Source organism: Providencia sp. PROV004 (genome assembly GCF_011045615.1).
Classification (GTDB): domain Bacteria; phylum Pseudomonadota; class Gammaproteobacteria; order Enterobacterales; family Enterobacteriaceae; genus Providencia; species Providencia rettgeri.
Genome location: NZ_CP042859.1, coordinates 2966249 through 2988008, shown reverse-complemented (window position 1 = coordinate 2988008; position 21760 = coordinate 2966249). Strand labels below are relative to the sequence as shown.

Here is a 21760-nt window from a genome sequence, read left to right as displayed (position 1 = left end):
TTGTTAAAAGCCATTAATAAGTAAGTCGATTGCGTGCTTAATGGTGTCTCGTTGGCAACTTAAGTCAACGATTTTTTTCCCTAATAATGAATGAGGGACGCAAGCCATTTGATGAGTCATTAAAATGAAAACCTGCCCGTTGATTGATAATTGTGGATTTAGGCGTACAGGTAATGTTTTTTTAACAAGCCTTGCTTGCTCATAAAGTTCAGGCGCGATAGTGACACTGGCGTTTTTTTCATGCTTTGAGCCATTGTACTCATGGTATCTCCTTAATTACACGTGTTCAGGCATGTGTAATTAAGCATGCTTATTGCTCAATAGCCAAATAACCCCCTTGAACTACGTCTATTTTCCACCATTGATTTTTTTACACTCTGTCATGCTATAGCGATAACTCGTATTTTCATTAAATTTTGGAATCACGGTGTCCGACGAGAGTGATGTAGAAAAAACAGAAGAGCCCACCCCCCATAAAAAGCAAAAAGCCAAAGATGATGGGCAAATCGTTCGTTCAAAAGAATTGAGTTCGCTAATGATGATGTTAGCTGGCGTGAGCTTGCTATGGTTAAGTGGCGGACATTTGGCGGCACAACTGCGGCAAATAGCTCGTCAGGGTTTTATTTTTGATGGTCATTACTTACAAAACACAGGCTTGATGATCAGCTATTTAGGACGTGTTGTCAGTGAGGCTTTATTTGCCTTATTACCCGTGATTGGTGGGTTAGCTTTGGTGGGGATTTCTGCGTCATCGTTAGTGGGTGGGCTCGTTTTTAATAGCAAGTTGATTAAATTTGATTTGAAAAAGTTAAATCCAATCAAAGGGCTAAAGCGTATTTTTTCGATGAATGCGTTATCTGAGTTATTTAAAGCAATTTTAAAATCCTTATTTGTGGGTTTAGGGGCGTTTATTTTTCTTTGGCAAAGTTGGCCATCATTACTGCATTTAGTGATGGAATCACCGGTTACGGCGCTAAGTAATGCACTACAGAAAGTCATTTTTGCCGGGTATTTAATTGTGTTTTTGCTGATCCCGATGGTGGCTTTTGATGTTTTCTATCAGTTTCGCTCCCATTTAAAAAAATTGCGCATGAGTCGTCAGGAAATTAAAGATGAATTCAAGCAGCAAGAGGGTGACCCGCAGATTAAAGCCAAAATTCGCCAACAACAGCGTGCGATTGCGCGTAACCGAATGATGGCGGATGTCCCAAGTGCGGATGTCATCGTCACTAACCCGACACACTATGCGGTTGCCCTTAAATATGACGACAAAAAAATGGGGGCGCCAAAAGTATTAGCGAAAGGTGCGGGCGTATTGGCTCAGCGCATCAAGGAAATTGGTGAAGAGCACCGAATATTACAGTTAGAAGCACCGCCGCTTGCTCGTGCGCTATATCGCCATGCGGAGATAGGCCAAAGCATTCCTGTTGCCTTATATGCGGCGGTTGCAGAAGTTTTAGCATGGGTTTACCAATTGCGCCGCTGGCGCCGTGAAGGTGGGCTCAGACCAAAAAAACCGAAAAATTTGCCAGTGCCACCGACGCTGGACTTTGCTGGAGATAACAATCGCGATGGCTAATTTGGCTTCATTATTAAAATTGCCGAAAAATTTACAGGGAACGCAGTGGCAAATACTTGCTGGACCGGTTCTTATCTTATTGATTTTGTCGATGATGGTACTGCCATTGCCGGCATTTTTATTGGATTTACTGTTTACCTTCAATATTGCACTTTCTATTATGGTGCTATTAGTGGCGATGTTCACTAAGCGCACATTAGACTTTGCTGCATTTCCAACCATTTTGCTATTTGCAACCTTATTGCGCCTTTCTTTGAATATCGCCTCAACGCGAATTATTTTGTTAGATGGCCATACAGGGCCAGATGCAGCTGGACGAGTTGTCGAAGCTTTTGGTCACTTTTTGGTGGGCGGTAACTTTGCCATCGGTATTGTGGTGTTCATTATTCTTGTACTGATTAACTTTATGGTTATCACTAAGGGAGCAGGGCGTATTGCGGAAGTGGGCGCTCGCTTTGTGTTAGATGGTATGCCGGGTAAACAGATGGCCATCGATGCCGACTTGAACGCAGGTATCATTACGGATGATGAAGCGAAAAAACGCCGTGCGGAAGTGACTCAAGAAGCGGATTTTTACGGTTCAATGGATGGTGCGAGTAAGTTCGTGCGTGGGGATGCGATTGCGGGGATCATGATTATGGTGATCAACGTGGTTGGCGGGTTAATTATCGGTGTTGGTCAACACAATATGTCATTGGGTGAGGCGACAAGTGCGTATACCTTGCTGACCATCGGTGATGGCCTTGTGGCGCAAATTCCTGCTTTGATTATTTCAACGGCTGCTGGGGTTATTGTCACTCGAGTGGCAACCGATGAAGATGTGGGTGAGCAGATGGTCACCCAGCTATTTAATAACCCGCGAGTGATGTGGTTGAGCGCAGGCGTTTTAGGCCTAATCGGTTTGATTCCGGGTATGCCTAACTTTGTTTTCTTGCTATTTACTGCAGCACTGGCCGCCCTTGGTTGGTATTTAGTGCGTAAATCGCAACAACCCGAAAGTGCCACGGGAGATAATAGCCAATCGCAGCATTTCCAAGAAGCAAATAAAGTGGTTGAAGCCACGTGGGATGACGTGCAACTAGAAGATTTGTTGGCGATGGAAGTGGGGTATCGGTTGATTCCCTTAGTTGATAATGACCAGCAAGGTGAATTATTAGGGCGACTGCGTGGTTTACGTAAGAAATTTGCTCAAGAAGTGGGGTATTTACCACCTGTCGTACATATTTGCGATAACTTGGCGCTTTCCCCCTGTGAATATCGAATTCTGATCAAAGGTGCAGAAGTTGGGCGGGGAGAAGCACAGCCTGGTCGTAGCCTGGCTATTGACCCAGGTAATGCCGCCGGGTCGTTACAAGGCGACGTCACCAAAGAGCCTGCATTTGGTTTACCTGCAATCTGGATTGATGATGATTTACGTGAGCAAGCGCAAATACAAGGGTATACCGTGGTATCTGCGAGTACCGCAGTGGCAACTCATTTTAATCAAATTTTGTTGCAAAACTCCAGCACCTTATTTGGCCGCCAAGAAGCACAAATGTTGTATGATCGTGTGAAAAAAGAGATGCCAAAATTGGCAGATGACCTGATCCCAGATACCATTTCGTTAACCATTTTGCACCGTGTACTACAAAATTTATTAATGGAAGATGTGGTAATCCGCGATATGCGTACCATCATTGAAACCTTAGCTGAAATGGCGGGGGAAAATGGTGAGAATAAAGATACGGATTACCTGACGTCACAAGTGAGAATTGCGTTAGGTCGGGCTATCACCCAGCAATGGTTTGGTAATGCAGAAGAAATTCAAGTTATCGGTTTAGAAGCTAGTCTTGAACAGATCTTACTGCAAGCCGCTAAAAATGGCGGGGGATTAGAGCCAAACTTGGCGCAGTTTATTCAAACTCAAGCGGAGCAAGCCGTGGCACACCAAGAGGCGATGGGAGCCCCAACGGTATTATTAGTTAACCATGGCTTACGCCTAATTTTGTCGCGTTTCTTGCGGCGCAGCCTGCCACAGCTAGTGGTCATGTCGAATTTAGAAATGACTGACCACCGTAAGATCAGAATGACGTCAATGATCAGCGGCAGTTAATTCTATCGGTATTATTTGCCATTTAGCTACAGTATTAAAAAGAGGAAAATTGCCAATAGGATACGGTAATTTTCCTCTTTTTTTATTCCAAGACTTTGCTTAATTAGCATATTTTCTTCCTTAACCATGATAATTTTTACTATAGTAAAAATTATAGTGAGTTGAAGCTAACCTGTTGGTGGGGATTCATTATGAATAATAAAATAAATGAGTTACTGAAATTTGCTCAAGAAATGAAAGCAATTGGTGGTGCTGATGGCACCGCGGCTTGCCGTATCGAGGCGCGGATAAAAACACAAGAGCTTAAGAAAAAATTCACCAACCCTAAGTCTATGACAGGAGAAGACATTAAACGTATTTGTGAGCAAAATAATATTTCTTAATCTTCTCTCGCTTCGATATTAAATATGACCAAGGAAAGTGTTTCTAAATGGGAAAGAGGGGAGATTAAACCAAATGGTGCAGCATTAAGGCTACTCAAACTAATTGATGAAAAGGTGTTTATTATCTAGTACATGAAAGGGTAATCCTTTTTAGTTTAAAAATACAAAACAACCTTAAATTGAAATTTTCTTACCTAATACAGGGCGCTTTGACTCTAAGCCATCAGCACCATAAGTAGACTGGTTATTATGCTTTTTCACAAAGTTTAGGCGCTGAGCATTTAGCTCAATATGCAATTGCAGCATCTGGTGATTACGATAATTCAGCTCTTTTAGGTTGGTGGTTAAGGTTTTAATGGCTTCCCATACCCCAGCTAGTGCGTCATTGTTCTCATAAGGTGCACTAACCTCCGCTTGTGCTTCTAATGCCAAGCGGTTTGTTTCACCATGACCAATTGCGGCAACCAGAAACCGTTTTTGTTCAGTGGTTTCTTGAAAAGGCGAAGGTGGTACACGGTGATAACCTAATAATAACTCTTCATTTTTCATTACTATCTGTAATGATTGCAAGTGAGAGAGTTGTTGCTCGAGTAATATCAGTAATTCGTCAGTCATGATGGCTATTTTTATTTCATTGATAACATGCATTCATGGGCATCACGTAAAATGCCATCGGCAATTTTTTCAGCGTCCATTTTTAAGGTGCCATCTTTGATAGCTTGTTTGATTTGCTCAACTTTAGCACTGTTAATATCGCTAGCTTGAGGTTGCAATAATTTTTTTTGTAACTCACTTGGCGCAAAAGAACTCTCTTGAACGACTTCATTGCTGGACACTTTTTTGTCGCGCATCGGGGCAGCCGCATCTTGTGGGTCGCGGTTTGTCACCTGAGTCAGCGCAGAAATTGCAGATGTTTGCTCAATAGCCATAATGTATTTTCCTATTCCCGATTTTTGTCATATGTCAGTTATCGGCTTATATTGATGAATCTTTAGTGTCTATAGTGTTACAAAATATTGCATCATTCACCAGCTATACTCGTCATACTTGAAGTTGCAGCGTTGTTGACTGCACTCAGCTAGCCGAATCACATACTCATGTATGCTCATCGGTCTATCTTCACTTGTCGCCTAGCTGCAACTCGAATTATTTAGAGTATATACTCGTATTACTGCAAGTTGCAGCGTTGTTGACTGCACTCAGCTAGCCGAATCATAGACTCATGTATGTTCATCGGTCTATCTTCACTTGTCGCCTAGCTGCAACTCGAATTATTTAGCGTATCAATGGGGTTATCTTTACCTCAATACCACTTGGACACTGCCATTTTCTAACGCTTCCCCATTCACCACTTGCCCATTTAACAAGCGTACTCGGGTATTTTGGCCGGCAGTGGCATTATTAATGGCACGACCTTCATATTTCACTGAAAAATTATCACCATTGGCGAACACAAATACCGTTTGTCCCGCTTTTATTGCCCAAGGCTGTCTTGTCATTGATTTTGTGAATGTTTGCCCGGCAGGAATATTACGCAGGGCTATCGCACCACGTAGCGCGATTTTATCGGTGCTTGCACCTGTGGGGAGTTTATGTAATAAGCCCTTCTTGGTACCGATATCGACAAATTGTATGGATTCCCCTCTATTTATATTACGTGTTGCCACGTAATACTGACCTGTCACATTCACGGTAAGCTGAATAAACTGCTTTTTCTTACCACATTGTATCGGTAGGGAAACATTACCCATATTGCGCCCACCAACTGGGGGGTTGAGCTGGGGGTTTTCACAAGTCGGCCAACGCTCAATCGGTGTTTTAATCTCAATTGAAACTTGCTTGCCTTTCCCATGAATTTGTCGAAAGTATTGGTTGATGTCTTGAGGTAACGACGCTTGAGAAAGCGTTGGAGTAAGCCCTAATAAGCTGATTACCAAGTATAATGGCAATTTTTTAGCGTAATACATCCCTTTTATCTCCCCCAGCAAGCAAACTTTTTCACGATTGCAGTTTACGCAACTCTGAAATAACGAATGAGCCAAATAGGTCAATTATTTTGCCTTTATCTCGCCATTAGAATTTTTCGTAGGCCGCTAAGATATGCAGGTCGAATTTTAATTTTTACTCGCGAACGTTCAAATCAGGGATCGCGTTATCTCCATTGAGGGCCACTATGATTGATAAATTAAACGCCACGTTTGCTTTCCAGCAACAGGCTTTGTCAATACGCGAAGCAAGGCAGACCGTATTAGCTTCAAACATTGCTAATGCCGATACACCCGGCTACCAAGCACGTGATATTGACTTTAATCGTCAACTTCAACAAGCCATGGATAAAGGTGTGGTAGGGGGAAAAGGTGTGACTCTTGCTGTCACTTCGAAAGGGCATATCGAAGGGCGAGGAGGCAAAGCCCCCAATATTGACCTGAAATATCGAGTTCCTTACCAAACCTCAATGGATGGTAATACGGTAGATATGGACATTGAACGTAGCCAATTCGCAGATAACACCCTGAAATATCAGGCCGACCTTACATTCATCAATAGCCGCGTCAAAAGTATGTTGGCTGTCTTACAGCAAGGGTAATCTTCATGGCTTTACTGAGTATTTTTGATATCTCTGCATCAGCATTGACCGCGCAATCTCAACGCTTGAATGTCAGTGCGAGCAATATGGCCAATGCAGAAAGTATAGCAGGGCCTGATGGCCAACCATACCGTGCAAAACAAGTGGTTTTTCAAATGGCACCACAAGGGCGCCATGAAGTAGGTGGTGTACGTGTGAGCGAGTTGATAGAAGACCCTACGCCACCTCGTATGGAATATAAGCCCGGCCACCCGTCAGCGAATGAAAAAGGCTATGTGCAAATGCCAAATGTCGACATGGTCGGTGAAATGATCAACACCATTTCAGCTTCCCGTAGCTATCAAGCCAATTTAGAAGTGATGAATACAGCAAAAACCTTGCTGCAAAAGACACTCACAATAGGCCAGTAAGGGAGCGTTTTCATGGGAATTGCAGCCACAATGTACGACCCTTTGGATAATACAACCGCTGGCCCTGAGCCAGCTGCGAGTAATGTGCCAAAGAAAAGTCAAAGTGACGATATGCGTGACACTTTTTTAAAAATGATTGTCACGCAAATGCAAAACCAAGACCCAACCAAGCCAATGGAAAACACGGACTTAACCAGCCAATTGGCGCAAATTGCCACGCTTGAAAGCATGAATAAACTCAGCGATAGCGTGAGTGGTATTTCCCAACAAATTGGTTCAGGTCAGTCATTACAAGCCACTCAGCTGGTTGGTAAGGGTGTGCTTATTCCGCGCAATGAAATCATCTTAGCGCCGCTCAAGAAAGAGAGCACAGGTGAAGACAGCAATGTGACTAAGCCATCAAACCCGCTTCCTGATGAAGGCATCAGCCCAAATAGCCCTTCAATGTTTGGATTGAGTAACAAAGATGCCATTGAAGGTGAAGAGGGCGCTGAAGAGCCGCAATCTGAATATATTTCTTCGCCGTTTGGTTTCTTTTTACCGAAATTGGCAGACAAAGTTGAAATTACTATTCGTGATAAAAACCGAATGGTTGTGCGAACCATTACCTATGATACGGAAGTTAAACCCGATATCTATGATATGGCGTGGGATGGTCGTGATAACAACGGAAACTTAGTCACAGATACAACAGGAAAATATTACTTTGATGTGAAAGCCGTCAGTTCGGGGGCTGAAATCGAAGTCACCAAACTGGGGTATACCCGTGTTAACGGTGTGACTCCAGGGGCTGACGCACCATTACTTGATGTTGGCATTGGGCAAAGTGTCCCGCTGAGCAGCATTTTCAAGGTTTATCCATCTTCTTAATTTACCCCCAATACTCATGGAGAAAATATGTCTTTTTCACAAGCAGTCAGTGGCTTAAATGCAGCCTCAGCGGGGCTTGATTCAATTGGTAATAATATTGCCAACTCCGCAACAAATGGTTTTAAAGGAGCGACAACCTCATTTGCAGATATGTTTGCAGGTTCAGGTGTTGGTCTCGGTGTTAATGTGGCCGCGGTGACACAAAATTTTAAAGATGGCCCAATCACGCGTACTGATAGAGCGACAGATGTTGCTATCTCCGGAAATGGCTTTTTCCGTGTACAAGACCAAAACGGTGATACTTATTACAGCCGAGATGGCCAATTCTTACGGGATAAAAGCGGTAACCTAGTGAATAACCAAGGTATGGTGGTCACAGGCTATCCTGCGAGTGTCGACGAAAAAGGCAATGTTACCATTCAAAGTGGTGGTGTACCTGAGGGCTTGAATATCCCAACGGATATGATGGATGCAAAAGCATCGGAGTTAGCGAAATTAACCATTAATTTGAATTCAGAAGACAAAATCAAAGATAAAGCTTTCGATGTTGATAACCCTGATGATTCCGCGACTTATAATTTCAGTACAACCATGACGGCGTATGATAGCCAAGGTAACACGCATGAAATCTCTGTTTATTTTGTAAAAACAGCGGACAACAAGTGGACGGCTTACGCTAAAGATGCGAATGACACAGCAGCAACTAAGCTGGGGGATATGTCATTTGATGGTAACGGAAAATTGGTGACAGAAACGGTAACACCGGGCCCGAATCCAGGTGATGAGCCTGTTGTAACGCCAATAGAAACAACGTTTGATTTTGCATACAAAGGGCTAAATGGTGCAAATGATGGCACCTTAAAAGTTGATTTAGGGAAAACTCGTCAACAAAAAGTCAGCGAATCTTCCGTCAGTGCGATTGATGTGAATGGTTATCCTGCTGGTGAATACACCACCTTTAAAATTGAAGATAACGGTTTGATTACCGCTAACTATTCTAACCAACAAAAACGTGTGGTTGGCCAAGTGGCGTTATCTGCGTTCGCAAACCCAAATGGTCTGGTATCCCAAGGTGGCAACGTTTGGGCCTCTTCTAATGCCTCTGGTAACCCAATGGACGGTGTTCCGGGTGTCGGCCAGTTTGGTAAATTAACCAGTGGTGCATTGGAATCTTCTAACGTCGATATGAGCCAAGAGTTAATCAGCATGATTGTGATGCAGCGTAATTACCAATCAAACGCGCAAACCATAAAAACACAAGATCAGATGTTACAGACGCTGGTTAACTTACGATAAAACAAGAGGGTGGCCATGGATCACGTCATTTATACCGCGATGGGGGGAGCGCGTCATGCGCTGGAAAACCAAGCGATTGTTTCAAATAACATTGCCAATGTGTCAACTGCAGGCTTTAAAGCGCAATTGTCCGCAATGCGTGCCGTTCCAATAAATGGTGACAGCGAGCAAACCAGAACGCTGGTGGTGGCATCGACTCCTGGTGCTGATATGAGCCAAGGGCCACTCAATTATACGGGTAAACAAACCGATGTTGCGTTAAACGATAAGCATTTTTTGGCTGTTGAGTTAGCCGATGGCACAGAGGCTTATACCCGTAACGGCAACATCCAAGTGTCTAGCGAAGGTGAACTTGTCATTGGCGAGCGCCGCTTACAAGGTGATGGTGGGCCGATTAACGTTCCGCCAAATGCAGAATTAACCATTGGTGCAGACGGGACAGTTACCGCACTTTTAGCCACTGACCCGCCAACGATGTTAGGGCAAATCGGGCGTTTGAAAGTGGTTGAAGCGCAACCGCAAGACTTGATCCGTGGCGAAGATGGTTTGTTCCATTTATCACCACAAGGGCAAGCGGCAAATGGTAATGCTTTGCCACAAAGTGAACGAGGAATTGTCACCGCGGGAGTCATTGAAGGCAGTAATGTCAATGCCGCGGAAGCGATGGTTTCTATGATTGCTAATGCAAGGCACTTTGAAATGCAAATGAAAGTTGTCCGCAGTGCTGATGAAAATGCACAACGGGCGAACCAATTGCTCGCTGTTAGCTAATTTCACAAAGGAATTATTATGATCCGCTCATTATGGATTGCCAAAACAGGGCTTGATGCTCAACAAACTAACCTTGATGTTATTTCCAATAACTTAGCCAACGTTAGTACGAATGGTTTTAAGCGCCAACGTGCTGTTTTTGAAGATTTAATGTACCAAAATATTCGCCAGCCGGGTGCCATGAGTTCAGAACAAACTTCGTTACCATCTGGTTTACAAATGGGTACAGGTTCACGCCCTGTTGCCACAATGCGTATTCATGCGCAAGGCGCATTAAATAAAACGGGAAATACCAACGATATCGCTATCAGAGGGCAAGGTTTTTTACATGTGCAAATGCCGGATGGTACAGATGCTTATACTCGTGATGGGGCATTACAGCCAAACCAAGATGGCCAGTTAGTGACCTCAAGTGGTTATCAAATCGTTCCTGCGATTATGATCCCCGATAACGCGAATAGCTTGTCAATTGCGCGCGATGGTACCGTGACTATCACTGTATATGGCGATAACCAACCACAGCAAATTGGCCAAATAACATTAACCACCTTCATCAATGACGCCGGTTTGGAAAGTATGGGTGAAAACCTGTATATGGAAACGGCCAGTTCTGGTGCACCAAATGAGAGCGCACCAGGTACTAACGGCGCCGGTTTACTTTATCAACATATGTTAGAAACCTCTAACGTTAACGTGGCAGAAGAGTTGGTCAACATGATCCAAACTCAACGTGCTTATGAAATCAACAGTAAGGCGGTATCCGCTTCTGACCAAATGTTACAGCGCTTAACGCAATTGTAATTGGTAAAAAATACGTAAAAATAACTCATTGCGATAGTGATGAGTTATCAATGAGAGGGATCTCTTCGTGATGATAAAACGTACACAGCAGCAAAAGAGTAACATGATGATTGAAAGCGGCACGATTTCTCAACAGCAAAAAACAGCGTTGCTAACGCATTTCATAGCGCCTAAACAGGCAGGGTTACTTGCCATTTTGGTCTTAGTTACCAGCGGTTGTGCACAAATCAAATCGCGTCCATTAGTGGACACACAAACCACTGCAATTCCAACAGCACCGACAGCACCTGCACCCAATGGCTCGATATTTCAAAGCGCGCAACCCGCTTATTATGGTTATCAACCGTTGTTTGAAGACAGGCGCCCTCGTAATGTTGGCGATATTTTAACCATTAATTTGCAAGAAAACGTAAGTGCGAGCAAAAATTCCTCTGCGAATGCGAATCGTAGTGGGAAAACAGGTTTCTTAGCTGCGATCTTACCGGGTTTCATGCAAGGGTGGATTGGCGGTAAAAACACAGAATTAGATATTAAAGGTAACAGTGACTTTAGCGGCAAAGGCGGTGCCAATGCCAACAACACCTTTAAAGGCACCATTACTGTCACAGTAGATCAATTATTGGCGAACGGTAACTTACATGTGGTTGGTGAGAAACGTATCGCGATAAACCAAGGTACTGAGTCGATTCGTTTCTCGGGAGTGGTTAACCCACGCACAATTGGTTCAGACAATCATGTGAGTTCGACACAAGTCGCTGATGCACGTATTGAATATGTGGGCGACGGCTATATTAACGAATCGCAAAACATGGGATGGCTACAACGCTTTTTCTTAAATGTTTCGCCTTATTAATTAAACATTAGCGAGAAAACAGCCGAGATAATTCAATGAAAAACAAAGTATTAATTTTGCTATCACTATTTTTTTGCTTCGCTTTTTCAGCATACAGTGAGCGTATTAAAGATTTAACTACCGTACAAGGTGTACGAGATAACGCGTTGATTGGCTATGGTTTAGTCGTTGGTCTGGATGGGACAGGTGACCAAACCATGCAAACGCCGTTTACCACACAAAGCTTGAATAACATGCTGTCACAAATGGGGATTACGGTTCCGCCGGGTACCAATATGCAATTAAAGAATGTGGCAGCGGTCATGGTCACCGCGAAATTGCCGCCTTTTGCACGTACTGGGCAGTCCGTAGATATTGTTGTTTCCTCAATGGGTAACGCGAAAAGCTTACGTGGTGGTACGCTGCTGATGACCCCCCTAAAAGGGGTAGATGGGCAAATTTATGCAATGGCTCAGGGTAACATCTTAGTGGGTGGTGCGGGTGCCAGTGGCGGTGGGAGTAGTATTAAGGTTAATCAACTCAATGGTGGCCGTATTACAGGTGGAGCGACTATTGAGCGCGAATTACCGAGCAGTTTCGGGCAAAACGGTGCGATTAACCTGCAATTAAACGAAGATAGCTTCACATTGGCACAAGATATTGCTGATGCAATTAACCGTATGGGCGGTATGGGGACTGCATCGGCGTTAGATTCAAGAACGGTACAACTACTGCTGCCTGCCAATAACCGTGACCAAGTGCGTTTTTTAGCCCGGGTACAGGAACTGAATGTACGTGCGCCAGTGGCTGAGGCGAAAGTCATTCTCAATTCGCGTACGGGATCTGTAGTGATTAACCGCAGTGTCACTTTAGATAGCTGTGCTGTTGCACACGGCAGTTTAGCGGTTACGGTAGAAAGACAAACTCAAGTTAGCCAACCGGATACCCCATTTGCGGGAGGGCAAACCGTAGTGACTCGTAATACCAATGTTGGGGTGCGTGATCAAGGTGGGGCGCTGCAAAAAGTCAATGCAAGTGTGCAATTAAACCAAGTTATTCAAGCACTGAATACACTCGGTGCAACACCAAACGATTTGATGTCGATATTACAAGCGATGGAAAGCGCAGGTTGTTTACGCGCGAAACTGGAGATCATCTAATGAGTGACATGCAGCTATTGCAAGGTGCCGCATTTGATTTACAGTCACTGGGGCAGTTAAAAGGTGAACTGAATAAAAATTCGGAGCAAGGGCTGCGCCATGTCACGCAGCAACTTGAGGCAACATTCGTTCAATTGATGCTAAAAAGTATGCGTGACGCACTCCCGCAAGATGGCTTATTTTCCAGCGACCAAACTCGTATGCTGACCAGTATGTATGACCAGCAAATCGCCCAAGATCTTTCGCAAAAAGGTTTAGGTTTCGGGGAAATGATGTACCAACAGCTCACTCGAGACCAACATACTTCAAGCGAGCCAACATCCAACAGCTTACTAGCGTTAGATGAAAAAACAGCACAATCATTACCACCATTTAATATGGAACAAATGATGCGACACTTTGCGCCAATGGGCGATGCACTATCGGCACCATTCCAAAAAATCAAAGCATTATCGCTTAACAGCAGCAATTTTATTAGCCGATTAATTGGCCCCGCAAAAGCCGCGAGCCAAGACAGCGGTATTTCACATTTTCTGGTATTAGCACAGGCGGCATTAGAAAGTGGTTGGGGTCAGCGAGAAATTCTGAAGTCAGATGGAAAAACCAGTCATAACTTATTTGGGATCAAAGCGGGAAAAAACTGGCAAGGGCCTGTTACGAATATTATGACAACAGAAGTGATTAACGGCAAAACCATCAAAATACGTGATGATTTCCGCGTTTATGGCTCTTATGAAGAGGCGATTGCGGATTATATCAATCTATTGACAGAAAACCCGCGTTATAAAGACGTCAAAAAAGCGCCGACACCAGAGATTGCTGCACGCCGTTTACATCAAGCAGGATATGCCACAGACCCGAGTTATTCGGACAAACTGATTACTTTGATTAATCAAATACGTGGTCATCAACCAATAGGTAGTCATTCTGCTTCAAGGGCTGTACAGGCATATACCATAGATTTGAACGATATCTTCTAAAAATACGGAATTATTGGGAGTTTGGACTAAACAATTACGCTGAATTTCCGATAACCAAATATGCTCTAAATAATTTGAGTTGCTATCGCTTTCATTGTGTCAGCCAATGGTGGCGATAAGCACCCAGAACAGGAAAAGCTTATGCTGAACAATGTAATGAATAATGCGCTCAGTGGTGTGAACGCTGCACAAGGCGGGTTAAGTGTTATTTCTAACAACTTAGCCAACGCTGGTGTGGGTTACTATCACCGCCAAAGTGCTGTTTTCGGGGAGAATCCCGGTACGATGACACCTAATGGCTATTTTGGTAACGGCACTTATTTCAGCCATGTTCGCCGTGAGTTTGATGAATTTATCAATGCGCAGTACAGCCAATCCCGCGCACGTAGTGGCGACTATGAGGCGTACGTTAAGAATTGTAATAAAGTTGATGATTTGCTTACTAATGATATTGAAGATATCTCAAGCAATATTGGTAGCTTTTTCACCGCGTTAGATGCAGCTAGCAGTGATGCAAGTGACAAAACGTTGATTGACGTTTTTTTAGGCAATTCAAATGCACTACTAAGCCAGTTTAAAGAAGCGGATCGTCGTCTGCAGGAAATGGAACGCGATACCAATCATCAGATAGAAAATAAAGTAAAAGACATCAATATCTACGCTGAAAAAATTGCCGGCTTAAACCAGCAAATTTCACGGATCCGTTCAGTAAGTGGTTCAGAGCCAAACGATTTATTAGACGTGCGTGACCGTTTAGTCAATGAAATTAACTCATTAATTGGAGTGAAGGTTATTGAGCAAAACGGTAACTATAATGTGACCTTTGCCAATGGGTTACCACTAGTCACGGGGGAGAAAGCTAATCGTCTGGAAGCGGTTCCGTCTTCTAAAGATGATAGCCGTTTTAGTATTGGCTTTGTTGGAGCTAATGGCCAAGTCCGCGAAATTCCTGACGAATCATTTCGTGGTGGGGAACTCAGTGGTATTTTGCGTTCTCGCCAAGAAGTCATGGACCCGGCTTATCAAAAACTCAATAAGTTAGCATTAGTTTTCGCGACTAAATTCAATGAAGTACATAGCAAAGGTTATGATGCCAACGGCAACACGGGCAAAGACTTCTTTGAAATTGGTAAAGGAACTGTCGTTAGCAACACCCATAATAGTGGCAAAGCGGACTTTGATCTCAGTTATAGCGATGTGTCTAAAGTCACAGGCAATAACTACGAGATGCGTTTTGACGGCAGTGAGTGGAATGTCACACGTTTACCAGAAGGTACCAAAGTACCTGTGGATTCAAATACGGCAGGGACACTGAAATTTGATGGTTTAGAAATCAAAATCAGCAATAGTACGGGTATGTCAAAAGGTGACTCATTTCTGGTGAAGCCAGTGAGTGGTGTGATCAACGGTATGCAGACCTTGGTCAGCAATGCATCCGATTTTGCGGCAGCGGGAAGCAAAGACAGTGGCCCTGGTGACAATGAAAACATTAAAGAACTGGTTAAATTACAAGACGAAAAACTGATTGATGGTAGTTCTACGTTTTCCGATTTCTATGCAACGTTAGTTAATGATGTGGGTAGTAAAACCAAACAAGCGCAAATTGATTCAGAAACACAGAACAAGATGACCGAGAGCTTCTATGAGCAAGAACAAGCTATCTCGGGCGTGAATATGAATGAAGAAAGTATTCAGATGCAGAAAATCCAACAGTTTTTCAATGCCAATGCGCAAGTGCTAAAAACGGTGGATGATTTATTTAACGCATTGATGCGTGCATTCTAAATATTAGCGATAGGATAAGGATTTAGCGATGCGTTTAAGTACCAATATGATTTATCACCAACGCTTGCAAGACATGAATAGTGCGCAAGCGCGTTGGATGGATGCAGGGAGCCAATTAGCTTCTGGTAAGCGTGTAAGCAAGCCTTCTGATGACCCGCAAGCATCTTCGCAAGCGGTGCGGATTAATCAGTCAGAAAACCGTAACCAACAATATGTAGCAAGCCGTGGATTTGCGAAAACGGGAATGACATTGCAAATGAGTATTTTGACTCAGATGACGGATGTGACGACGCAAATCGATACCACGATTATTCAGGCATCAAACCAAGGTGCTTTAAGCGATAAAGACCGCAATACTTTGGCTGAACAGCTAACGGGTTTAAAAGAGCAATTAGTGGCGTTAGGTAACTCGACAGATGGAAATGGTCGGTATATTTTTGCGGGTTTTAAATCAGATAAACCGCCATTTGAAATTGATGCTAGTGGTGAGGTGCTCTATCACGGTGGTGATAAAGCCATTATGCAGAATGTGGCGAGTGACCGTGAGATGACAACCTATTTCACCGGTGCGCAAGTGTTTGATACAGACAGTAATGGTGTGGTCAATATTTTTAAAGCGTTGAACACGGGTATCGAATCACTGAAAAAACCATTGCAAGGAGCACCACAAGCAGATTTAGACCAAGCGCAAGCAGAGTTGGGTGAAGCGAACAGTGCCATCAAGTCCGCATTAGATCAAATTTCCAACATTGAAGCTAAGCAAGGTCTACAGCTACAGGAAATTGATAAATTAGACTTTTTAGCTGACACGCGCTCTATTCAAAATGCAGCCCGTAAAAGTGAGTTGTTAGAAACCAACTGGACTGGCACCACTACAGATTATTATAAAGAAAAAGCGATGTTTGAAGCTTCACAAAGTATTTTTAAAGACTTAAACAGCATGTCACTTTTCGGCAGCCGTTAATTATTTAATATTATTTTTACTCACCGCGCTTTGGAGTGATCCAAGCGCGGTTTTTTTGAGCTTTAAAAATGCTATGTTAGACAATATGTTATAGATTTGATGTAAAAAATTTGAATTAATGTTTTATTACGCAATAAACTTTAATAATTAAATGATAATATGTATTATTCTCATTTGAGTGTTTTGTGATATAGGAGATTTATGCGAGTTTTTAAGGTAAATACTAAATGGGTTTTCACTATTATTGTTTTATTAGGAGCTATTCCTTTAGCTGCAATATGGCTAAATGTGTTCTCAAATTCTACTGTAACTAATATTAATAACTGGTTGGGTGAGTTTCATGCAATATACATTAGCAGCATCACTTAACGAAATATTACCATGTGCTGTGGGAGCGATTCCATCGTATATCAAATTATCACGGAAACTACTATGTGGGGTAACTACCATTACATCATTCATCTGATTTCCTCTTTATGAAAATATAAATAAATTACAATATTTAAATACATTCATTAAAGAAATGAAACAATACACAAAATATAATGACACTTATTAAAATATTAATGAGAAGTCAATGATGTGAGAGAATGGCTATTGTGACATGTTCAGAGCGACACTGGCATATAAATTTACTTGCGAAAATAAATTAATTTTATACCTAAATTTTAGTTAGGTTTAGTATTGGGTATTTACTGAGACTGTCATTAGATAGTTTAGAAATGTATCAAATAATAGGTGATATTTACAACTATACTAGTTGCTTTTAATATAGACTACAAATAGGAAATTAAATCAGTTTTTCTTGGGCTACTTTAATTATCAAATTCGAAAAATTACTTTGATAATCAATTAATCATTAATTAATTTATTAATTATCTATTCTCAAACAAACAAATTAAACATCAATGATAGCTGCTCAAATGCTTGGTGGATAAGCCGTTCCGTGTAGCGGGGAAGTATGGAAATAATCAACCCTAACATACTGATACCGATGGTTAATGTAAGGGGGAAACCCACCACAAACACGGATAGCTGTGGGGTCATTCGGTTTAGAATACCGAGAGCAAGGTTAAGAATGAGAAATAGTGTAATGAACGGTAGTGCTAGCATTAACCCATTAATAAATATAGTGTTAGCAAATTGAACAAACACCCAAAAACCATCGCGATTTAATGGTGCGGTTTGAATTGGGATAAGTTCAAATGAATTGACCACAATATAAATAAGCCACAGGTGCCCATCGAAAGCGAGAAACAATAAAATAGTGATGACGTTAAATATGCGCCCTAAAATCGGCATATTAGGTCCACCGGTCGGGTCAAAAAAGGTGGCGAACGATAACCCCATTTGCAAACCAATCACTTCTCCCGCATGGCGCACGGCAGCAAATGCCATTTGCATTGTGAGTCCCATCGCAATACCAATCACCATTTGCTGCACGATAACCCATAGCCCCATGGCAGAAAATAGGGGAATATTTACGACAGGAAGTTGTGGGGAAACAATCAAGACGACAAAAAAAGCCAATGCGACGCGAACTTTGGTAATTGCCTGTTTTTCATTAAAAAAGGGCGCTGTACCAAGCAGCGCCAAAAGGCGTATGAAAGGGTAGAAACCTTGGCTTAGCCACAATGTGAGTGTTTCGCTGGTGATAGTTAGCATTGTTAGCCAATAATAAACGGTAAATTGCTCAATAATGACCGCATATAATCGGTAAGCAAGTTCAGCATCCAGGGCCCTGCAATAATAATCACAGAAATGACCGATAAAATTTTAGGGATAAAAGATAGCGTCATTTCATTCACTTGTGTGGCGGCTTGCAGTAAGCTGATAATTAAACCTGCGGCTAAAGCGGCTAATAACAAGGGAGCCGCTAGCATCAGTGCGATTTTCATCGCCTCAGTTCCCATCGCCATCACTGATTCAGGTGTCATAACTACTCCGAGTAAAATAATCCTAATTAAAAAAGCTTTGCGATAATGAGCCAAGTAATAATTGCCAGCCATCAACCAAAACAAACAACATTAATTTAAATGGCAAGGAAACTGTTGCAGGTGGAACCATCATCATCCCTAATGCCATTAAAACACTGGCAACCACTAAGTCGATGATTAAAAATGGAATAAAAATGGTAAAGCCAATTTGGAATGCGGTTTTTAGTTCGCTGGTAATAAAAGCGGGCACTAAAATACGTAACGGAACATCTTTCGCTTCTTGAATTTCACCGACTTTAGCTATCCTTGCAAACAGGGCCAAGTCGGATTCTCGCGTTTGCCCTAGCATGAAGGTTCTTAATGGTGCAGTGCCTTTCTCTAAAGCGGTTTCGAGGCTAATTTTATCTTCGCTAAACGGCTGGTAGGCTTCGCGGTAAACTTGGTCAGCAACGGGTGACATCACAAAAAAGGTCAAAAATAGCGCCAAGCCTAGTAAGACTTGATTCGGAGGCGCGGAGGGCGTTCCGAGAGCGTTACGTAATAAACCTAAAACAATAATGATGCGAGTAAAACTGGTCATCATTAACAATAAGGCAGGAATAAAGCCTAATAAGGTTAAAAATAATAGAGTTTGAACGGGTAAAGACCAAGTTTGTCCCCCATCTGCTAGAGAATGGCTAATAACGGCAGGTAGTGCCGCAGAAGCTGAATTCGGCAGTAAAAACAAGAGCGCAGTAATCGTGAAAAGAGATTTTAGAGGTAACATTGAGTGCTTCCGATTACTTATGCATAGATGTCACTGAAGCTGCAAATTTTGCAGCCTCTTGTTTTTTCTTTAATAAAGACTGAAATGTGAGCGGTTCAACTGGCAATCCCGTTGTGCTTTCAGGTTCTGATGAGTATTGGTGTAACAGGCTGATATTTTGTGTGGTAACACCTAATACTAAGCACTCATTATTCACCTCAACCACCACAATACGTTCTTTATTTCCTAATGAGCAGCGGCTTTTGACTTTTATGATTTGCTCATTGCCCATTTTTTTTGGCGCAAATCCTAATTTTTTCACCAACCAAGCCCCTGCTAATATCAATAAAATAATCCCCCCTAAAGTACCGGATATCTGCGTTAAGCTATCATTATGGTCAATAGCCGGCGCATTAGGTTCACTCGAGGAAACGGTTGTTGATAAAAAAGGCACAGATGTCGGTGCCTGCTCAGTTTGATTGGATATTGCCATTATTAGCGACTCACGTTGTTAATTAACGGCTTAAACGGCGCATACGTTCAGAAGGCGTGATGATATCAGTGATACGAATACCGTAATTGTCTGAAACCACGACCACTTCACCTTGTGCAATTAAATAGCCATTGATTAAAATATCCAGCGGCTCACCCGCTAAGCCATCCAGAGAAACCACTGAACCCTGGGATAAGCTCAGTAACTTTTTAATGGTCATTTTAGTGCGACCCAATTCAACAGAAAGACGCACTGGGATGTCCATGATCATATCGATATCGGACAGCTGATTTAGCGGGTTTTGTCCATCAAAGTTGTCGAAAGCCTGTGCACCAGCTGAGGCGGATTCCGCTTTTTTTTGCTGTTCCAGCGCTTCAGCCCATAGGTCTTCACTGTCGTGATTGGTTGATGCATCAGGAGAGTTCTTCGCCTCACTCATTGGTACTTTCCTCATCTAGAGTGTTTAATACAGGGTTAATCAAATGTTCTACACGCAATGCATACTGGCCATTTTGAGTACCGTATTGACTGGTTAATACGGGAACACCATCAACATTAACGATGAGGCGGTCAGGTTTCTCAATTGGGATCACATCCCCTTTTTGCAGTTGCAGTAAGCGAGAAATTCGCATTGGAATGTCAACAAAGTTGGCAACCAATTCAAGTTCAGAGCGTTTTACTTGGGTAACAAGATTGGTTACCCAAGTTTCATTTTCTTGGTGACCTTGCTCCATTGGTGGGTTAATCAAGCGCTCACGCAATGGCTCGATCATGGCAATTGGAATACATATACTGAATTCACCAACGGTATTGCCTATCTCCACTAAAAACGGTGTGGTCACCACAATGTCATTAGGAGAGGTAGTGATATTGGTGAATTTGACTTGGATTTCAGAACGTACATATTCCACTTCAATATCAGCAATTGGTTTCCAAGCATCGCGATAAGCCCCTAAAGCTAATTTGAGCATGCGATTGATAATGCGTTGTTCAGTATTGGTAAACTCTTTACCTTCTTGCCGTACAGGGAAGCGACCATCTCCACCAAATAGGTTGTCGACAGCGATATAAACTAGTGCGGGTTCAAAGGTAAACAATGCCGTACCGCGTAACGGAGGCATATGAATTAAGTTGAGGTTGGTTGGTACCGGTAAATTACGCGCAAACTCATGATAAGGTTCAATTTTAATTCCGCCTACTGTAATGTCTGGGCTGCGGCGTAGCATATTGAACAAACCCATACGGAACTGGCGAGCAAAACGTTCATTGATGATTTCGAGAGACTGCATTCGCTCACGAATAACCCGACGTTGAGTGTTCGGGTCGTAAGGGCGAACATTATCTTTCCCTTGAGTCTCTGGCACAGGCGTACTGCTTGATGGCGTATCATCATTAAGCAGCGCATCAATTTCGGCCTGAGATAAAATATTATCGCTCATGAATATTACCGCAGAATAAAAGTAGTAAATAACACATCAGAAATATCCTGATCGGTATCCCCCGGGATCAGGGTAGGGGTAAGGGTTTGCTTGATATCTTTCATTAACTGCAACTTACCTTCATGCGTCTCGATATTTTTTGCTTTTTGCTCTGAAAGCAGCAGTAACATACGGCTACGTACTTCAGGGAGGTATTCATGAAGTTGTTTACGCGATTTTTCATTCGCCAGTCGCAAGGTCACATGGATATAAAGCACACGATCCGGCGCATCGGCAGCACCGGTTAAATTGACGGTAAATGGCTCTAATTCCATAAAAATAGGTTGTGGCATGTTCGGACGCTTTTCTTCCTCATTCGCCGTTTGTGTGCCTTGTTGTGTCGTCCACCAGGTATAACCCCCAAACCCTGCACCAGCAAGGGCGATAAGGGTAAGTAGAATAAGCAACCCTTTATTGGAACTTTTTGATTTTTTGCTCGACGACATTTAGCTGAATTCCTGTTTCTTGGATGCTAAACCCAAATGGGTTTTTACGTTATGATCTCTAGCATTATGGCTTGGTTGCCAAGAGTTAAAGGAGTGAAAAACGAAACAAAAAGGCGGTAACTCGGCGCTTTAGCTAGGAAATTACCGCAAT

Annotated in this window: 25 protein-coding genes; 14 read left to right on the top strand and 11 right to left on the bottom strand. The window is 42.7% G+C overall.

From position 1 onward, the window contains the following. Nucleotides 1-3: 3 nt before the first annotated feature. A complete protein-coding gene (locus FVA69_RS13550; protein WP_227024189.1) occupies nt 4-144 on the bottom strand; it encodes a CcdB family protein in 141 nt (46 codons plus the stop codon). A 283-nt stretch (nt 145-427) separates the two neighbouring features. On the opposite strand from FVA69_RS13550, the gene flhB reads away from it, so the two are divergent. The 3 genes from flhB (at nt 428) to FVA69_RS21385 (ending at nt 4054) form a co-directional block, all read left to right on the top strand. Beyond that, entirely contained in the window at nt 428-1579 is a 1152-nt protein-coding gene (gene flhB, locus FVA69_RS13545; protein ID WP_109911158.1) for a flagellar biosynthesis protein FlhB, read from the top strand. Continuing rightward, the gene (gene flhA, locus FVA69_RS13540) at nt 1572-3671 is read left to right on the top strand and encodes a flagellar biosynthesis protein FlhA (RefSeq protein WP_004909858.1); all 2100 of its coding nucleotides are present in this window, start codon (nt 1572-1574) and stop codon (nt 3669-3671) included. The genes flhB and flhA overlap by 8 nt, the downstream gene beginning before the upstream one ends. 191 nt (nt 3672-3862) lie before the next feature. After that, on the top strand, nt 3863-4054 hold the full coding sequence (locus FVA69_RS21385; RefSeq protein ID WP_231136804.1) for a hypothetical protein: 192 nt from the start codon (nt 3863-3865) through the stop codon (nt 4052-4054). A 174-nt stretch (nt 4055-4228) separates the two neighbouring features. On the opposite strand, the gene FVA69_RS13530 is transcribed toward FVA69_RS21385, so the two are convergent. The 3 genes from FVA69_RS13530 to flgA all read right to left on the bottom strand — a co-directional run bounded on the left by FVA69_RS13530 (nt 4229) and on the right by flgA (nt 6021). After that, nucleotides 4229-4669 (bottom strand): flagella synthesis protein FlgN, encoded by a 441-nt coding sequence (locus tag FVA69_RS13530; RefSeq protein WP_110732275.1) that lies wholly within the window; start codon nt 4667-4669, stop codon nt 4229-4231. Between the two features lie 11 nt (nt 4670-4680). After that, complete coding sequence (gene flgM / locus FVA69_RS13525; RefSeq protein ID WP_004909864.1) at nt 4681-4983, bottom strand: flagellar biosynthesis anti-sigma factor FlgM; 303 nt, start codon at nt 4981-4983, stop codon at nt 4681-4683. Nucleotides 4984-5352: 369 nt separating this feature from the next. After that, the gene (gene flgA / locus FVA69_RS13520) at nt 5353-6021 is read right to left on the bottom strand and encodes a flagellar basal body P-ring formation chaperone FlgA (protein WP_164528951.1); all 669 of its coding nucleotides are present in this window, start codon (nt 6019-6021) and stop codon (nt 5353-5355) included. A 206-nt stretch (nt 6022-6227) separates the two neighbouring features. On the opposite strand from flgA, the gene flgB reads away from it, so the two are divergent. The 11 genes from flgB to flgL all read left to right on the top strand — a co-directional run bounded on the left by flgB (nt 6228) and on the right by flgL (nt 16510). Continuing rightward, on the top strand, nt 6228-6641 hold the full coding sequence (gene flgB / locus FVA69_RS13515) for a flagellar basal body rod protein FlgB (protein ID WP_004255669.1): 414 nt from the start codon (nt 6228-6230) through the stop codon (nt 6639-6641). A gap of 5 nt (nt 6642-6646) precedes the next feature. Continuing rightward, nucleotides 6647-7051, top strand: a complete 405-nt coding sequence (gene flgC / locus FVA69_RS13510) for a flagellar basal body rod protein FlgC (protein WP_004909868.1) — start codon at nt 6647-6649, stop codon at nt 7049-7051. A 12-nt stretch (nt 7052-7063) separates the two neighbouring features. Further along, nucleotides 7064-7921 carry a flagellar hook assembly protein FlgD gene (locus FVA69_RS13505; protein WP_004909870.1) on the top strand — a complete coding sequence of 286 codons (858 nt, stop codon included), beginning with the start codon at nt 7064-7066 and terminating at the stop codon, nt 7919-7921. 27 nt (nt 7922-7948) lie between these two features. Beyond that, a complete protein-coding gene (gene flgE / locus FVA69_RS13500; RefSeq protein WP_164528950.1) occupies nt 7949-9217 on the top strand; it encodes a flagellar hook protein FlgE in 1269 nt (422 codons plus the stop codon). A 15-nt stretch (nt 9218-9232) separates the two neighbouring features. Continuing rightward, nucleotides 9233-9988 carry a flagellar basal body rod protein FlgF gene (locus FVA69_RS13495; protein WP_109911160.1) on the top strand — a complete coding sequence of 252 codons (756 nt, stop codon included), beginning with the start codon at nt 9233-9235 and terminating at the stop codon, nt 9986-9988. Between the two features lie 18 nt (nt 9989-10006). Continuing rightward, complete coding sequence (flgG, locus tag FVA69_RS13490; RefSeq protein ID WP_004909875.1) at nt 10007-10789, top strand: flagellar basal-body rod protein FlgG; 783 nt, start codon at nt 10007-10009, stop codon at nt 10787-10789. 70 nt (nt 10790-10859) lie between these two features. Continuing rightward, the gene (locus FVA69_RS13485) at nt 10860-11642 is read left to right on the top strand and encodes a flagellar basal body L-ring protein FlgH (RefSeq protein WP_004909879.1); all 783 of its coding nucleotides are present in this window, start codon (nt 10860-10862) and stop codon (nt 11640-11642) included. Nucleotides 11643-11677: 35 nt separating this feature from the next. After that, on the top strand, nt 11678-12781 hold the full coding sequence (locus FVA69_RS13480) for a flagellar basal body P-ring protein FlgI (RefSeq protein ID WP_164528949.1): 1104 nt from the start codon (nt 11678-11680) through the stop codon (nt 12779-12781). Beyond that, nucleotides 12781-13761, top strand: a complete 981-nt coding sequence (flgJ, locus tag FVA69_RS13475) for a flagellar assembly peptidoglycan hydrolase FlgJ (RefSeq protein ID WP_109911162.1) — start codon at nt 12781-12783, stop codon at nt 13759-13761. Before FVA69_RS13480 ends, flgJ begins: the two co-directional genes overlap by 1 nt. Before the next feature lie 141 nt (nt 13762-13902). Beyond that, a complete protein-coding gene (gene flgK, locus FVA69_RS13470; protein WP_110731852.1) occupies nt 13903-15546 on the top strand; it encodes a flagellar hook-associated protein FlgK in 1644 nt (547 codons plus the stop codon). A gap of 28 nt (nt 15547-15574) precedes the next feature. Next, nucleotides 15575-16510 (top strand): flagellar hook-associated protein FlgL, encoded by a 936-nt coding sequence (gene flgL / locus FVA69_RS13465; RefSeq protein WP_004909889.1) that lies wholly within the window; start codon nt 15575-15577, stop codon nt 16508-16510. A gap of 885 nt (nt 16511-17395) precedes the next feature. On the opposite strand, the gene fliR is transcribed toward flgL, so the two are convergent. Genes fliR through fliL form a run of 7 tightly spaced genes read right to left on the bottom strand, consistent with a single transcriptional unit; the run spans nt 17396 to nt 21609 of the window. Then, complete coding sequence (gene fliR, locus FVA69_RS13460) at nt 17396-18175, bottom strand: flagellar biosynthetic protein FliR (RefSeq protein ID WP_117162049.1); 780 nt, start codon at nt 18173-18175, stop codon at nt 17396-17398. A 2-nt stretch (nt 18176-18177) separates the two neighbouring features. Beyond that, nucleotides 18178-18447, bottom strand: coding sequence for a flagellar biosynthesis protein FliQ (gene fliQ / locus FVA69_RS13455; RefSeq protein ID WP_004255630.1), 270 nt, complete (start codon nt 18445-18447; stop codon nt 18178-18180). Between the two features lie 22 nt (nt 18448-18469). Further along, a complete protein-coding gene (fliP, locus tag FVA69_RS13450) occupies nt 18470-19213 on the bottom strand; it encodes a flagellar type III secretion system pore protein FliP (RefSeq protein WP_004909893.1) in 744 nt (247 codons plus the stop codon). A 13-nt stretch (nt 19214-19226) separates the two neighbouring features. After that, nucleotides 19227-19685 (bottom strand): flagellar biosynthetic protein FliO, encoded by a 459-nt coding sequence (gene fliO / locus FVA69_RS13445; protein WP_109911166.1) that lies wholly within the window; start codon nt 19683-19685, stop codon nt 19227-19229. Nucleotides 19686-19707: 22 nt separating this feature from the next. Continuing rightward, nucleotides 19708-20124 (bottom strand): flagellar motor switch protein FliN, encoded by a 417-nt coding sequence (gene fliN, locus FVA69_RS13440; RefSeq protein ID WP_004255621.1) that lies wholly within the window; start codon nt 20122-20124, stop codon nt 19708-19710. Further along, a complete protein-coding gene (gene fliM, locus FVA69_RS13435; protein WP_004909898.1) occupies nt 20117-21124 on the bottom strand; it encodes a flagellar motor switch protein FliM in 1008 nt (335 codons plus the stop codon). The genes fliN and fliM overlap by 8 nt, the downstream gene beginning before the upstream one ends. A 5-nt stretch (nt 21125-21129) precedes the next feature. Then, on the bottom strand, nt 21130-21609 hold the full coding sequence (gene fliL, locus FVA69_RS13430) for a flagellar basal body-associated protein FliL (protein WP_109911167.1): 480 nt from the start codon (nt 21607-21609) through the stop codon (nt 21130-21132). Between the last annotated feature and the right edge of the window lie 151 nt (nt 21610-21760).

Excerpts from the sequence above, each read along its gene's own strand:
- flhA (WP_004909858.1), top strand. The coding sequence starts at position 1,572 with ATGGCTAATTTGGCTTCATTATTAAAATTGCCGAAAAATTTACAGGGA.
- FVA69_RS21385 (WP_231136804.1), top strand. The coding sequence starts at position 3,863 with ATGAATAATAAAATAAATGAGTTACTGAAATTTGCTCAAGAAATGAAA.
- FVA69_RS13530 (WP_110732275.1), bottom strand. The coding sequence starts at position 4,669 with ATGACTGACGAATTACTGATATTACTCGAGCAACAACTCTCTCACTTG.
- flgM (WP_004909864.1), bottom strand. The coding sequence starts at position 4,983 with ATGGCTATTGAGCAAACATCTGCAATTTCTGCGCTGACTCAGGTGACA.
- flgA (WP_164528951.1), bottom strand. The coding sequence starts at position 6,021 with ATGTATTACGCTAAAAAATTGCCATTATACTTGGTAATCAGCTTATTA.
- flgB (WP_004255669.1), top strand. The coding sequence starts at position 6,228 with ATGATTGATAAATTAAACGCCACGTTTGCTTTCCAGCAACAGGCTTTG.
- flgC (WP_004909868.1), top strand. The coding sequence starts at position 6,647 with ATGGCTTTACTGAGTATTTTTGATATCTCTGCATCAGCATTGACCGCG.
- FVA69_RS13505 (WP_004909870.1), top strand. The coding sequence starts at position 7,064 with ATGGGAATTGCAGCCACAATGTACGACCCTTTGGATAATACAACCGCT.
- flgE (WP_164528950.1), top strand. The coding sequence starts at position 7,949 with ATGTCTTTTTCACAAGCAGTCAGTGGCTTAAATGCAGCCTCAGCGGGG.
- FVA69_RS13495 (WP_109911160.1), top strand. The coding sequence starts at position 9,233 with ATGGATCACGTCATTTATACCGCGATGGGGGGAGCGCGTCATGCGCTG.
- flgG (WP_004909875.1), top strand. The coding sequence starts at position 10,007 with ATGATCCGCTCATTATGGATTGCCAAAACAGGGCTTGATGCTCAACAA.
- FVA69_RS13485 (WP_004909879.1), top strand. The coding sequence starts at position 10,860 with ATGATAAAACGTACACAGCAGCAAAAGAGTAACATGATGATTGAAAGC.
- FVA69_RS13480 (WP_164528949.1), top strand. The coding sequence starts at position 11,678 with ATGAAAAACAAAGTATTAATTTTGCTATCACTATTTTTTTGCTTCGCT.
- flgJ (WP_109911162.1), top strand. The coding sequence starts at position 12,781 with ATGAGTGACATGCAGCTATTGCAAGGTGCCGCATTTGATTTACAGTCA.
- flgK (WP_110731852.1), top strand. The coding sequence starts at position 13,903 with ATGCTGAACAATGTAATGAATAATGCGCTCAGTGGTGTGAACGCTGCA.
- flgL (WP_004909889.1), top strand. The coding sequence starts at position 15,575 with ATGCGTTTAAGTACCAATATGATTTATCACCAACGCTTGCAAGACATG.
- fliR (WP_117162049.1), bottom strand. The coding sequence starts at position 18,175 with ATGCTAACTATCACCAGCGAAACACTCACATTGTGGCTAAGCCAAGGT.
- fliQ (WP_004255630.1), bottom strand. The coding sequence starts at position 18,447 with ATGACACCTGAATCAGTGATGGCGATGGGAACTGAGGCGATGAAAATC.
- fliP (WP_004909893.1), bottom strand. The coding sequence starts at position 19,213 with ATGTTACCTCTAAAATCTCTTTTCACGATTACTGCGCTCTTGTTTTTA.
- fliO (WP_109911166.1), bottom strand. The coding sequence starts at position 19,685 with ATGGCAATATCCAATCAAACTGAGCAGGCACCGACATCTGTGCCTTTT.
- fliN (WP_004255621.1), bottom strand. The coding sequence starts at position 20,124 with ATGAGTGAGGCGAAGAACTCTCCTGATGCATCAACCAATCACGACAGT.
- fliM (WP_004909898.1), bottom strand. The coding sequence starts at position 21,124 with ATGAGCGATAATATTTTATCTCAGGCCGAAATTGATGCGCTGCTTAAT.
- fliL (WP_109911167.1), bottom strand. The coding sequence starts at position 21,609 with ATGTCGTCGAGCAAAAAATCAAAAAGTTCCAATAAAGGGTTGCTTATT.